Raw genomic sequence first — 12,441 nt, 5'->3', positions numbered from 1 at the left:
CCTATTGCGGGGTCGCCTCGCTTTGGGCTTCGACCATCTGCACTTCCTGCCAGAAGACGTCGAGCAGGCCGCTGAGCTCGGCGATATGAGGCACGTCGTGGCGCCGCACGCAGCGATATTTGCGGGTGAGCAGCGCCACTTCGGCAAGGATCAGGCGGGTGAGTTCGCCATGCGCGTCGAGCGAGGGGATCGCCTCATAGGCTTCCAGCGCCTGGGCGCGGAGCAGGCCGTCGCAGTCGGTCGCCATCATCGGCCTCCCATCCATGTCTGCAGCCGCTCGGGCAGCGTCCCGCCATCGATCCCGGCCCAATGGAGCGTCGCAGCGCCGATCGCCGCGACGAGGAACAGCAGTGCGAGGATGAGTGCAGCGGTGTGCCGATGTTCGGTCTCCTCGCCGGCTTCCTCATAGGCCTCCCAGTCCTCGGAGGCCTCGTCGAGCAGCGGCGCCGGCTCAGACACGGGCGCCGGATCGGTATTTCGGGCCAGTGCGGGCCCGGCCCGCCCGGCGGCGAGTACGAGCTTCTCGGAAGCAATCGCGCTGCGCTGGTCGTCGATCCGCTGTGTCATCTCGCGCAGCGGCTCGGCTTCGGCCGGCATTGTCCCCACCAGTTCGCGAATCTCGCCGTCGAGCGCGACGAGCCCGTCCAGCGCCTCCATCGCCTGGCGCTTGTCCTGCCGCTCCATCGCGAGCTGGAGCCGGACGACGCTGAGGTTGCTGGCGCGCAGCAGGGTCATACTCCGCGCGAGTTCCTGCCGCGAGACAAGGAGGGACGCCGGTTCGCCGGTCCAGTCCTGTTTCCGCAATCGGGGGATGCTCGCTTCGGGTCCGGTTGTCGCCATCTATGTCTCCCTCGACCGGCTCCCCACCGATTCGCTTGTTGGAGAACAGAGGCTAGCCCGAATGCCGCCTGCGGGAATCCCGGGCGGGCGCGGAACCCGACTAAATGTTGCGGATGCGGGACGAGCGCGCGGAAAAGGTGGTTCGTCAGCCCGCGAAGCGGTCGGTGGCGCGGATCAGCTTGTCGAGGATACCGGGTTCGTCAAAGCCATGGCCGGCATCGGGCACGATGTGGAACTCCGCCTCGGGCCAGGCCTTGTGCAGGTCCCAGGCCGTGCGCGGCGGCGTGCAGACGTCGTAGCGCCCCTGGACGATGACCCCGGGAATGGCGCGCAGCTTGTGCGCGTCGCGGATCAGCTGGCCTTCGTCCATCCAGCCTTCGTGGATGAAATAATGGTTCTCGATGCGAGCAAAGGCGGTCGCGAATTCGTCGGTCGTGTAGGCGGAGGCGACCTCGTTGCGCGGGCGCAGATAGATGGTGCTCGCCTCCCACTTACTCCACGCCTTGGCGGCGCGAAGCTGCTCGGCGCGATCGTCGCCGACAAGGCGCTCGCGGTAGGCGGCGATCAGGTCGCCACGTTCCTCCTCGGGGATCGGGGCGAGGAATTCGTCCCAGGCGTCCGGAAAGAGCTGCGAGCAGCCGTGCTGGTAATACCAGCCGAGCTCCGCCTTGCGCAAAGTGAAGATGCCGCGCAGCACGAGCGCGCTGACCCGCTCGGGATGCGTCTCGGCATAGGCCAGAGCGAGGGTCGAACCCCATGAGCCGCCGAACACCAGCCACTGGTCGGCGCCGATTATTGCCCGCAGCCGCTCCATGTCGGCGACGAGGTGCCAGGTGGTGTTGGCCTCCAGTTCGGCATGGGGGCGCGAACGGCCGCAGCCGCGCTGGTCGAACAGAAGGATTTTGTAGCGCGCGGGATCGAACAGTCGGCGGTGATCGGGCGAGCAGCCCGCGCCGGGGCCGCCGTGCAGGAAGACGGCGGGCTTGCCGTCCGGATTGCCGCACAGCTCCCAATAGACCTCGTGGCCGTCGCCGACGTCGAGATGGCCGGATCGGTAGGGTTCGATCGCGGGGTAGAGGGTACGAAGCTCAGCGTCGGACACGGGCGATCTCCCTCGGTTCAGAAGCTCATTTCGTCATAGATGCGGCCGACGTCGCCCTTCCACTCGCCGTGATAGCGCTCGAGCAGCAACTCGGCGGGCGTGGTGCCGCGGGCGACGATCTCGCGCAGCGGATCGAGGAAGCCGCTTTCATTGTCGCCGGCCGCGTTGAACCGGCCGCGGGCGTTGAGGCCGGACTCCGCGATGGCCAGGATGCGTTGGCCGAAGCCGCGCAGGCTCTCGCCGCCGGGGGTAACGGCCTTGAGGCCGAGCCTGGGCACGGAATCGCGGAGCTGCTGGCGCTGCTCGAGCGTCCAGTGCTTGACCTCGTCCCAGGCCGCGTCGAGCGCATTCTGGTCGTAGAGCAGGCCGACCCACAAAGCGGGAAGGGCGCAGATCCGGCTCCAGCGGCCGCCGTCGGCGCCGCGCATCTCGAGGAAGCTCTTCAGCCGCACCTCGGGAAAGGCGGTGGAGAGATGGTCGGTCCAGTCGCTGAGGCGCGGCTTCTCGCCAGGCAGCGCGGGAAGTTCGCCGCGCAGGAAATCGCGGAAGGACTGGCCGGCAGCGTCGATATATTTGCCGTCGCGGTAGACGAAGTACATCGGCACATCGAGCATGTAGTCGACGTAGCGATCGTAACCGAAGCCGTCCTCGAACACGAAGGGCAGCATGCCGGTGCGATGGGGATCGGTGTCCGACCAGATATGGCTTCGGTAGGAGAGGAAGCCGTTTGGCTTGCCCTCGGTGAAGGGCGAGCTGGCGAAGAGCGCGGTGGCGAGCGGCTGGAGCGCCAGGCCGACGCGGAACTTCTGCGCCATGTCCGCCTCCGACGCATAGTCGAGGTTCACCTGAACGGTGCAGGTGCGGAGCATCATGTCGAGGCCGAGGGTGCCGACGCGCGGCATGTGGCGCAGCATGATCGCGTAGCGACCCTTGGGCATAATCGGCAGCTCGGCGCGCGTCTTGTCCGGCCACATGCCGAGACCGAGGAAGCCGACGCCCAATTTGTCGCCGACCGCCTTCACCTGCTCGAGGTGGCGGCCGGTCTCGGCGCAGGTCTCGTGGAGATGCTCGAGCGGAGCGCCCGACAGTTCGAGCTGGCCGGCGGGCTCGAGGCTGACATTGCCGTCGGGGCCGGCCAAAGCGATGACGTTGCCGCCCTCGGTCACCGGCTCCCAGCCGAACTGGGTCATCTCGGCGAGCAGGTCGCGGATGCCGCCGGGCTCGTCATAGCTCGGCGCGCGATGGTCGGCCTTGCGGTAGACGAATTTCTCGTGCTCGGTGCCGATCCGCCAGGCTTCGGGCGGCTTCTCACCCTTGATGAAGGGGGCGAGCAGATCCTCGCGGCTCTCGATCACGGGATCGACTTTTGCGGTGCCGGTGCGCGTCGTCATCGCGGCCCCATAGCCGCGAGTCCGCAGCGCCGCCAGTCCGTTTCGGAAAGCTATCGGTCGGCGTGCCGGTCCCAGTCGCCGGCGGCCGCCATCCACAAGGCGACCGCGGCGACTGCGGCCGTGTCGGCGCGCAGGATGCGCGGGCCGAGCGAAACCGGCTTGGCCTGCGGCAGCGCTCGGATCGCAGCGCGCTCATCCTCGGTGAAGCCGCCTTCCGGGCCGATCAGGATCGCGGCCGGGCCTGCATTCGCGGCCTGGCTCAGCGGCGCGCCGCCCTGTTCGTCGGCGAAGAGGAGGGTGCGGTCCGCGGGCCAGTCGCGCAGCAAGGCGGCTAGCTTTTGCGGCTCGGCCATCTCGGGGAGCGCGGTGCGCTCGCATTGCTCGGCCGCCTCGATCGCATGGGCGAGCAGGCGATCGGTGTTGACCCGGTCGACGATCGTGCGCCGGGTCAGCACCGGCACGAGCCGGGCGACGCCGAGCTCGGACGCTTTCTCGGCGATCCAGTCGATGCGGCCGCGCTTGATCGGCGCGAACAGCAGCCAGAGGTCGGGGACGGGCTCGCGCTCGCGAAGATGCGCGACGAGGCGGAGTGTGACGCGCTTCTTGCCGGCTTCGACGACCTCGCCCAGCCATTCGCCGGTGCGATCGTCGAACAATTTGACCTGCGCGCCCGCGGCAAGGCGGAGCACGGCGCCGAGATAATTGGCCTGGGGGCCGTCGAGGGTCAGCGTCAGGCCGTCCGACAGAATCTGGTCGACATAGAGGCGGGGCAGGCTGGACGGCGGCCAGGCGGGCGTGGCGGGCATGCCCCTCCCTAAACATTTGCTTCGCGGGAAGTCGAGCGCCATGGAACGGACATGATCGACAGCGAGCCTGAAATCGTCCCCGACAGCGAGCGGCGGGGGTTCATCGGCGCCTTGCCCCGGGCCTGGCGGCCGTTCGCCTCGCTGGCGCGGATCGACCGCCCGATCGGGGCGTGGCTGCTCTTCTGGCCGTGCGCGTGCAGCGTGGCGCTGGCCGGGATGGGGTCGAACGGGCTGGGGCTGATCCTGTGGTTCGGGCTCGGCGCGTTCGCGATGCGCAGCGCGGGCTGCGTCTGGAACGACATTGTCGACCGCGACCTCGACCGGCAGGTCGAGCGCACGCGGCTGCGCCCGCTGGCGAGCAAGCGCGTGTCGCTCAAGGCGGCCCTGATCTGGCTGGTCGCGCTCTGCCTGGTCGGGCTGCTGGTCCTCCTTCAGCTCTCGCGCACCGCGCAGGTCGTCGCGCTCGGCAGCGTCCTGCTCGTCGCCGCCTATCCGTTCATGAAGCGGATCACCTGGTGGCCGCAGGCCTGGCTCGGCCTCGTTTTCTCCTGGGGGGCGCTGGTCGGCTGGCCTGCGGTGCGCGGCACCGTGGATCTGCCGGCCTTGCTGCTTTGGGCGGGCGGCGTGTTCTGGGTGATCGGCTACGACACGATCTACGCGCTGCAGGACAAGGAAGACGATGCCTTGGTCGGCGTGAAATCCTCGGCGCGGGCGATGGGCGACCATGTCCGCGGCGGCGTTTCCATCCTGTACCTTCTCGCTTTGACCTTGTGGTCGGCGGCGATCTGGCAGGTTCGGCCGGACCTGCTCGCGCTGGCGGCGGTGGCGCCGATGGCGATGCATCTGCTGTGGCAAGTGGCGACGCTCAGGATCGGCGACAATGACGATGCGCTCGGCAAATTCCGGTCGAACCGGTTCGCCGGGTCGCTCCTGTTCCTGGCCTGCCTGGTCGTGGGTGCGACCGCCTAAGGCTTTGCATTTGCGGGCTGGGGGCTTAAGCGCGCGTCCATGCTCAGCGTTCAAGAAGCCGAGGCGCGCGCCGCCGCCCTGATCGAAGCCGCCCGCAAGGCCGGGGCCGATGCCGCCGATGTCCTCTATGTCGGCGACGCGTCGACCGGGGTCCAGGTCCGGCTCGGGGAGCTCGAGGATGTCGAGCGCTCCGAGGGCGAGGATATCGGGCTCCGATTCTTCGTCGGCCGGCGCTCGGCCAGCGTGTCTTCTTCCGATCTCTCCTCCGAAGCGCTGGCGGCTCTGGTCGAGCGCGCGGCGGCGATGGCGCGCGAGGCGCCCGAGGATCATTATTCCGGCCTCGCCCCCGAGGATCGGCTGCTGCGCGAGGGCGGCGCCGACGTCGAGGGCGACGACGGCCGCGATCCGCTGCCGACCGAATTGAAGGCAATGGCGCTGGCGATCGAGGACGCCGCGCGCGCCGTGCCCGGAATCACCAACAGCGAAGGCGCCGGCGTCACGGCCGGCCGCTCGGTGATCGCGCTCGCCACCAGCCACGGTTTCTGCCGCGCCTATCGGACCAGCGGCTATTCCGGCTCGGCGAGCGTCATCGCCGGCGAAGGCGGCGCCATGCAGCGCGATTACGCGTCCCACAGCGCCCGCTGGCTCGAGGACCTCGATGGTCCGGAAGAGATCGGGCGCAAAGCTGGCCAGCGCGCTATGGCGCGGCTCAACCCGGGCAAGGTGGCGAGCGGCACGATGCCGGTCGTCTATGATCCGCGCGTCGGGACCAGCCTCGTCGGCCATTTGCTCGCCGCAATCACCGGTCCGGCCATCACCCGCAAGACCAGCTTCCTGCTCGATCACGAAGGCAAGCCGGTGTTCGGTCCCGGCGTGGCGATCGCCGACGATCCCCACCGGCGGCGCGGGCTGCGCTCCAAGCCGTTCGACGGCGAGGGCGTGGCGACCGGCCCGAGCAAGCTCGTCGACGGCGGCCGGCTGACCGGCTGGCTGCTCGACAGCGCTTCGGCGCGGCAGCTCGGGCGCGAGCCGACCGGCCATGCCACCCGCGGCATCGGCGGCACCCCGGGCGCCAGCGCGACCAATGTCGACATGCTTCCAGGCACGCTGACCGTCGACGAACTGATCGCCGACATCCGCCTCGGCGTCTACGTGACCGAGTTGATCGGCCAGGGCGTCAATCCGGTGACCGGCGACTATAGCCGCGGCGCGACCGGCTTCCTGATCGAGAACGGCCGCATCGCCGGGCCGGTCGCCGAGATCACGATCGCCGGCAACCTGATCGACATGTTTCGTGCGCTCGTGCCGGCGAGCGACCTGGAACATCGCCGGGCGGTCAATGTTCCGACCATCAGGATCGAGGGAATGACCGTCGCCGGTGCTTGATAAAGTATCAGAGATCGTCCGCGAGGCAGGGCGCATCGCGGAAGAGCGGTGCGGAACGCCTTATCAGCAATGGGAGAAGGTCCCCGGCCACCCGGTCTGCGACATCGATCTCGAGGTCGACGCCTTCCTGCGCGAGCGCCTGACCGCGCTCGATCCCGAGGCCGGCTGGCTCTCCGAAGAAACGCTCGATGCCTCCGACCGCTACGAGCGCCGCCGTGCCTGGGTGGTCGATCCGATCGACGGCACGCGCGATTATCTGCGCCAGCGGCCCGGCTGGTGCGTCTCGGTGGCGCTGGTCGAGGATCGGGTGCCGGTCATCGGCGTGCTCGATGCGCCGCAGCGGGGCGAGCATTGGACCGCCGAGCGCGGCAAAGGGGCGTGGCGCAACGGCGCACGGCTGCAGGCCAGCGATCGCACCGAGTTCGTCGGCGCGCGCGTGCCGGCCGACCAGCTCCGGCCGGTCGATGCCGATCTGGTCGCGGTGGAAAAGCCCAATTCGATCGCTTTGCGCATCGCGATGGTCGCGGCGGGCGAGGCCGACGTCGTCGCGACTTTGCGCTGGGGCTTCGAATGGGACATCGCCGCCGCCGCCTTGATTGCGGGGGAAGCCGGCGCGACGGTCAGCGACGCGCTCGGCCAGCCCTTTGCCTTCAATACGGTGAGCGGCGAGGCGTTCGGCGTACTGGTCGCGGCCCCGGGGATCTACGCGGCCGCGGTCGAACGGCTGCGCGCGCGGGCGCTCGCGATCGTCTAGCTCAGAAGCCGCCGACCGGGGCGACGCCCAGCCGCGGTATCTCGATCTTGGGGCAGCGGTCCATCACCACCTTGAGGCCTGCGGCCTCGGCGCGCGCTGCCGCTTCCTCGTTGATCACGCCGATCTGCATCCACACTGCCTTGGCGCCGGCGGCGATGGCCTCGTCCACCGCCTCGCCCGCGGCCTGCGGGCGTCGGAAGATGTCGACCAGGTCGATCGGCTCGCCGATCTGGCTCAGCTCGCGCCAGACATATTCGCCATGGACATGCTCGCCGGTGATCTGCGGGTTGACCGGCAGCACGCGATAGCCGTGCTGCTGGAGGAACTTCATCACGCCATAGCTCGGCCGGTCCGGCCGGTCCGAAGCGCCGATCATCGCGATCGTGCGGGTGTGGCTCAGCAGGTCGGCAATGTCCTGGTCGCTGGTGAGGGGCATGATGTCTCCTTCTGGGCCTCGCCGGGATGACAGGACAATGCTCAGGCCGGCTTGCGGTTCACTTCTTCCATCAATCGCGTCGCGATCGCGCGGAACGCATCGGCTTCCTCGCCTTCGCCGGCGGCAGGAGGCTGACCCGCATCCGACGCGCGTCGGATGTTCAGCGTCAGCGGCACCCGACCGAGGAACGGGATCGCCATCACCTTCGCCGCCGCCTCGGCGCCGCCTGCGCCGAACGGATCGGAAATCTCGCCGCAATGCGGGCAGGCATAGCCCGACATGTTCTCGACGAGGCCCAGCACGGGCACGTGCATCTTGCGGAACAGATCGATCGCGCGGGTGGCGTCGATCAGCGCCAGGTCCTGCGGCGTGGACACGACCACCGCGCCGGCCGGCTTGTACTTCTGAATGAGCGAGAGCTGGATGTCGCCCGTGCCCGGCGGCAGGTCGATGATCATCAGCTCGGTATCGCCCCAGTCGCCGTCCATCAGCTGGCCGAGCGCGCTTGCGATCATCGGCCCGCGCCACGCCAAAGCGGTGCCGGCCTCGACCAACTGGCCGATCGACAGCATCCGCACGCCATAGGCCTCGACCGGCACGATCTGCTTGTCGGCCAGCTCGGGCCGTTCGTGATTGCCCATGATGCGCGGCTGCGACGGGCCGTAAATGTCGGCGTCGACCAGCCCCACCTTGTGGCCCATGCGGGCGAGCGCGACGGCGAGGTTGGCCGACAAGGTCGACTTGCCGACGCCGCCCTTGCCGCTGCCGATCGCGATCAGCACGCGCTCGACCTTGTCGGCTGTCATCGCGACGCGGACGTCCGCGACGCCGGGCACGCCGACCAAAGCGGAGCGGATGGAGCGCTCGCTTTCGGCGCGCTGCTCGGCGGTGAAGCCGGTCACGTCGAGGATCAGGCTGGCAATATTGTCCTTGAGGCGCGGCGCCGACACGCGGGCGAGGAAATCCCCGCCGCGCGGGTCGCGGACGCGTCCGAGCGCCGCGAGAATGGAATCACTATTTTCGCTCATCCGTCCGCGGATAGGACCTTCGTCGGCCGATGGCACTGTTTTTCCCGGAGGGGCATACCTATAAAGACGTGATGAACAGGATTTTCGGGTGGGGCGCGCGGCTCGGCGCCATGTTGAATGAGAACCGCGGTGGCCCCTGGGGCGGCGGCTCTGGCGGAAGCGGCGGCTCCGGCGGCGACGGCGGCGGACCGCGCAATCCGTGGGGCCAGCCTCCGCGCAAGCGCCGGCCCGGCGCGGGCGGCAATGTCACCTCGCTCGACGAGTTCCTGAAGAAGAGCCGCGAGAAATTCGGCGGTGGCGGCGGCGGCCGTTTCCCCGCGACGGACGGCAAGCCCTATTGGCTCTACGGCCTCGGCATCTTCCTGCTGCTCTGGGTGCTCTTTACCAGCGTCCACCGTATCGGCCCGCAGGAGCAAGGGGTGATCACCCGCCTCGGCAGCTATAGCGGCACGCTCATGCCCGGCATCGGCTTCTCGCTGCCCGCGCCGATCGATCGCGTCCAGAAGGTCGACGTCCAGCAGATCCGCACGATCGATATCGGCTCGACCGACCGCGCCGTCGAGAATTTGATCCTGACCGGCGACCAGAACATCATCGACCTGGCTTATTCGGTGCGCTGGACGATCAGCGACCCCGAGCTCTACCTGTTCCGCATCGCCAACCCCGAAGAAACAATCCGCGAAGTGGCCGAAAGCGCGATGCGCGCCGTCGTCGCCGGTGTTTCGCTCGACGACGCTATCGGCGCCGGCCGCAGCGAGGTCGAGCAGCGCGTCGAGCAGATGATGCAGCAATTGCTCAACGATTACGGCGCCGGCGTCCGCGTCCAGGGCGTCGCGATCAAGCAGTCCGATCCGCCGGCCGCGGTCAACGACGCCTTCAAGGAAGTGTCGGCGGCCCAGCAGCAGGCCCAGTCCTATATGAACGACGCCCGTGCCTATGCGCTCCAGCTCACCGCCAAGGCGCAGGGCGAGGCGACGGCGTTCGACAAGGTCTATGCCGAGTATAAGCTCGCGCCTGAGGTTACACGGAAGCGCATGTATTACGAGACGATGGAAAAAGTGCTCTCCAAGGTGGACAAGACGATCATCGAGGCGCCGGGCGTGACGCCCTATCTGGCCCTGCCCGAAGTGGCGCGGCGCCAGCAACAGCAGCAGCCCCAAACGCAGGAAGGAGCGGCGCGATGATCCAGCGTCTCGGCCGCAACCCGATCGCCCTCGCGGTGATCGCCCTCCTCCTGCTGATCGTCGCGGGCAGCAGCCTCGCCGTCGTCCCGGAAACCAAGCAGGCGGTCATCGTCCGCTTCGGCGAGCCGGACCGCATCATCAACCCCTACCGGGGCGGCGCTCCCTTCGGGCAGACCGGCGCCGGCCTGATCGCGCGCTGGCCGTTCGCCGAGGAAGTCCACTTCATCGACAAGCGCATCCTCAGCGTCGACATGGAGCGCCAGCAGGTGCTCTCGACCGACCAGCTGCGGCTGCAGGTCGACGCCTTCGCGCGCTATCGCATCGTCGATCCGCTGCGGATGTTCATCTCGGCGAAGACCGAAGAGCGGGTCAGCGAGCAGCTCCGCCCGATCCTCGGCTCGGCGCTCCGCAACGAGCTCGGCAAGCGGCCGTTCGCGGCCTTGCTCAGCCCCGAGCGCGGCCAGATGATGGACAATATCCAGAGCGCGCTCAATCGCGTCGCCGCCCAATATGGCGCCGAGATTGTCGATGTCCGCATCAAGCGCGCTGACCTTCCCGAAGGCACGCCGCTCGAATCCGCCTATCAGCGGATGCAGACGGCGCGTCAGCAGGAAGCGCGCTCGATCCGCGCCCAGGGCCTCAAGCAGGCGCAGATCATCCGCGCCGAGGCGGACGCCGAAGCGGCCAACACCTATGCCGAGGCGTTCGGCAAGGATCCGGACTTCTACGAATTCTACCGCGCCATGCAGTCCTATGAGCAGACGTTCATCGAGGACGGCAGCGGCGAGCAGAAGGGTCGTTCGAGCATCATCCTGTCGCCGAGCAACCAGTATCTGAAGGAGTTTCAGGGCCGGCGCTGAGGCGAGGGAACGGGGCCATTCAATCCCCGTTCAGCCTCGCTACCTAGCCTTGGAATCGCGACATTAAGGCCCGTTCGGGTCCGCCCGTCCGGGCGCAAAAGTGTGAGGAGAACGACATCGTGCGTTACGTCTATGGCTTCACCGCCGCATTGCTTCTCGGTGGCACCGCCGCGACCCTGGCGGTCGGCCCGGTCGGCGCCCAGACCGCCCAGAACGAGCCTGGCACGATCGCTGCGGCCACCCCGCGCCCCGGCGCGCCGATGAGCTTCGCCGACCTGGCTGACAAGCTGGCACCGGCCGTGGTCAACATCTCGACCAAGCAGAGCATCCAGGTCAGCCGCGGCCGCACGCTGCCGCCCGGCTTCGAAGAATTTTTCCGCCGCTTCGGCGCGCCGGTCCCGGAAGGCCAGGACGAACCCGTCACGCAGCGCGGCGGCTCGCTCGGATCGGGCTTCCTGATCTCGGCCGACGGCTATGTCGTCACCAACAATCACGTCATCTCGCCGGCGCGGACCGGCGCGACCGTCGAGGAGATCACGGTCACGCTCTCCGACCGCCGCGAGTTCGAGGCCGAACTGGTCGGGCGCGACGAGGCCTCCGACCTTGCCTTGCTGAAGATCAAGTCGACCAACCTGCCGTTCGTCCGCTTCGGTGATTCCACGCGCACCCGCGTCGGCGACTGGGTGGTGGCGATCGGCAATCCGTTCGGCCTCGGCGGCACCGTCACCGCCGGCATCGTCTCGGCCCTGCACCGCAGTATCGGCGCCGGCGCCTATGACCGCTACATTCAGACCGACGCGTCGATCAACACCGGCAACAGCGGCGGCCCGATGTTCGACGTCAACGGCAACGTGATCGGCATCAACACGGCCCTGATTTCGCCGACCGGCGGCAATGTCGGCATCGGCTTCGCCATTCCGGCGGAGCAGGCCCGCCCGGTCATCGAGGCGCTGCGCAAGGGCGTGCGCTTCCAGCGCGGCTATCTCGGCGTCAGCCTGCAGCCGCTCGACGAGGGAATCGCCAAGTCGCTCGGCATCCCGCGCAACCGCGGCGAACTGATCCGCGGCGTCACGCCCGGCGGCCCGGCCGCGCGCGGCGGCATCCAGCAGGGCGACGTCATCGTCGCGGTCGCGGGCCGCGAGGTCACTCCGGACCAGACTTTGTCGTGGCTGGTGGCCCAGCAGCCGGTCGGCTCGCGCATTCCGGTCGACCTGATCCGCAACGGCAATCGCCAGCGCGTCACCGTCACGGTCGCCGAGCGGCCGACCGAGCAGGAGCTCGCCAAGCTCGGCGGCGCCGAGCAGGAAGAGGAAGTGACCGACACGCCGTCGGAGCAGCAGTCCACCGGCCAGAAAGCGGCGCGTGCGTCGCTCGGCGTGACCGTCCAGACGCTCACGCCCGAAATCGCCCGCTCGCTGCGGCTCAGCGACACGAATGTCCGCGGCGTCGTCGTCGCGTCGGTCGATTCGTCGAGTGATGCCGCCTCGAAGGGCGTCCGCGCCGGCGACATCATCCTGTCGGTGAGCCAGCGCGCCGTGGCGACGCCGGAAGAGGCAGCCGAGGCCGTCGAAGCGGTTCGCAAGGCGGGCCGCACCTCGGTGCTGCTCCTCATCCGTCGCGGCAACACGCCGCCGGCCTATGTCGGCGTCGATCTCGTGCGGGCCCGCTAAGGAGCCCGCACGGAC

Annotated in this window: 13 protein-coding genes; 6 read left to right on the top strand and 7 right to left on the bottom strand. The window is 68.7% G+C overall.

What is annotated here, in order from left to right; all coding sequences use genetic code 11:
- Window position 1: 1 nt before the first annotated feature.
- From SH591_RS06815 to SH591_RS06795, 5 genes are all read right to left on the bottom strand, one after another.
- Entirely contained in the window at window positions 2-250 is a 249-nt protein-coding gene (locus SH591_RS06815; RefSeq protein WP_324751080.1) for a hypothetical protein, read from the bottom strand.
- Complete coding sequence (locus SH591_RS06810) at window positions 247-735, bottom strand: hypothetical protein (RefSeq protein WP_324751079.1); 489 nt, start codon at window positions 733-735, stop codon at window positions 247-249. The genes SH591_RS06815 and SH591_RS06810 overlap by 4 nt, the downstream gene beginning before the upstream one ends.
- 250 nt (window positions 736-985) lie before the next feature.
- A complete protein-coding gene (gene pip / locus SH591_RS06805) occupies window positions 986-1,942 on the bottom strand; it encodes a prolyl aminopeptidase (RefSeq protein WP_324751078.1) in 957 nt (318 codons plus the stop codon).
- Between the two features lie 17 nt (window positions 1,943-1,959).
- Window positions 1,960-3,333: a glutamate--cysteine ligase gene (locus SH591_RS06800; protein WP_324751076.1), complete on the bottom strand. Its 1,374-nt coding sequence runs from the start codon at window positions 3,331-3,333 to the stop codon at window positions 1,960-1,962.
- A 50-nt stretch (window positions 3,334-3,383) separates the two neighbouring features.
- The gene (locus SH591_RS06795) at window positions 3,384-4,139 is read right to left on the bottom strand and encodes a 16S rRNA (uracil(1498)-N(3))-methyltransferase (RefSeq protein WP_324751075.1); all 756 of its coding nucleotides are present in this window, start codon (window positions 4,137-4,139) and stop codon (window positions 3,384-3,386) included.
- A gap of 51 nt (window positions 4,140-4,190) precedes the next feature.
- Here SH591_RS06795 and ubiA point away from each other — a divergent pair, with 51 nt between their 5' ends.
- Genes ubiA through SH591_RS06780 form a run of 3 tightly spaced genes read left to right on the top strand, consistent with a single transcriptional unit; the run spans window position 4,191 to window position 7,248 of the window.
- Complete coding sequence (gene ubiA / locus SH591_RS06790) at window positions 4,191-5,108, top strand: 4-hydroxybenzoate octaprenyltransferase (protein WP_324751074.1); 918 nt, start codon at window positions 4,191-4,193, stop codon at window positions 5,106-5,108.
- Window positions 5,109-5,147: 39 nt separating this feature from the next.
- Window positions 5,148-6,494, top strand: coding sequence for a TldD/PmbA family protein (locus SH591_RS06785; RefSeq protein WP_324751073.1), 1,347 nt, complete (start codon window positions 5,148-5,150; stop codon window positions 6,492-6,494).
- Window positions 6,487-7,248: a 3'(2'),5'-bisphosphate nucleotidase CysQ gene (locus SH591_RS06780; protein ID WP_324751072.1), complete on the top strand. Its 762-nt coding sequence runs from the start codon at window positions 6,487-6,489 to the stop codon at window positions 7,246-7,248. The genes SH591_RS06785 and SH591_RS06780 overlap by 8 nt, the downstream gene beginning before the upstream one ends.
- 1 nt (window position 7,249) lies before the next feature.
- Here the strand turns inward: SH591_RS06780 and SH591_RS06775 are convergent, their stop codons facing one another.
- Both SH591_RS06775 and SH591_RS06770 read right to left on the bottom strand, forming a co-directional pair.
- Window positions 7,250-7,684: a CoA-binding protein gene (locus tag SH591_RS06775; RefSeq protein WP_322832138.1), complete on the bottom strand. Its 435-nt coding sequence runs from the start codon at window positions 7,682-7,684 to the stop codon at window positions 7,250-7,252.
- A gap of 41 nt (window positions 7,685-7,725) precedes the next feature.
- A complete protein-coding gene (locus tag SH591_RS06770) occupies window positions 7,726-8,490 on the bottom strand; it encodes an Mrp/NBP35 family ATP-binding protein (RefSeq protein ID WP_324751342.1) in 765 nt (254 codons plus the stop codon).
- A 293-nt stretch (window positions 8,491-8,783) separates the two neighbouring features.
- On the opposite strand from SH591_RS06770, the gene hflK reads away from it, so the two are divergent.
- From hflK to SH591_RS06755, 3 genes are all read left to right on the top strand, one after another.
- The gene (gene hflK / locus SH591_RS06765; protein ID WP_324751071.1) at window positions 8,784-9,896 is read left to right on the top strand and encodes an FtsH protease activity modulator HflK; all 1,113 of its coding nucleotides are present in this window, start codon (window positions 8,784-8,786) and stop codon (window positions 9,894-9,896) included.
- Entirely contained in the window at window positions 9,893-10,756 is an 864-nt protein-coding gene (hflC, locus tag SH591_RS06760; protein WP_324751070.1) for a protease modulator HflC, read from the top strand. Before hflK ends, hflC begins: the two co-directional genes overlap by 4 nt.
- A gap of 119 nt (window positions 10,757-10,875) precedes the next feature.
- On the top strand, window positions 10,876-12,426 hold the full coding sequence (locus SH591_RS06755; protein ID WP_324751069.1) for a Do family serine endopeptidase: 1,551 nt from the start codon (window positions 10,876-10,878) through the stop codon (window positions 12,424-12,426).
- Window positions 12,427-12,441: the final 15 nt, after the last annotated feature.

Source organism: Sphingomonas sp. LY54, from assembly GCF_035594035.1.
GTDB lineage: Bacteria > Pseudomonadota > Alphaproteobacteria > Sphingomonadales > Sphingomonadaceae > Allosphingosinicella.
This window is presented reverse-complemented; position numbering and strand designations above follow the sequence as displayed.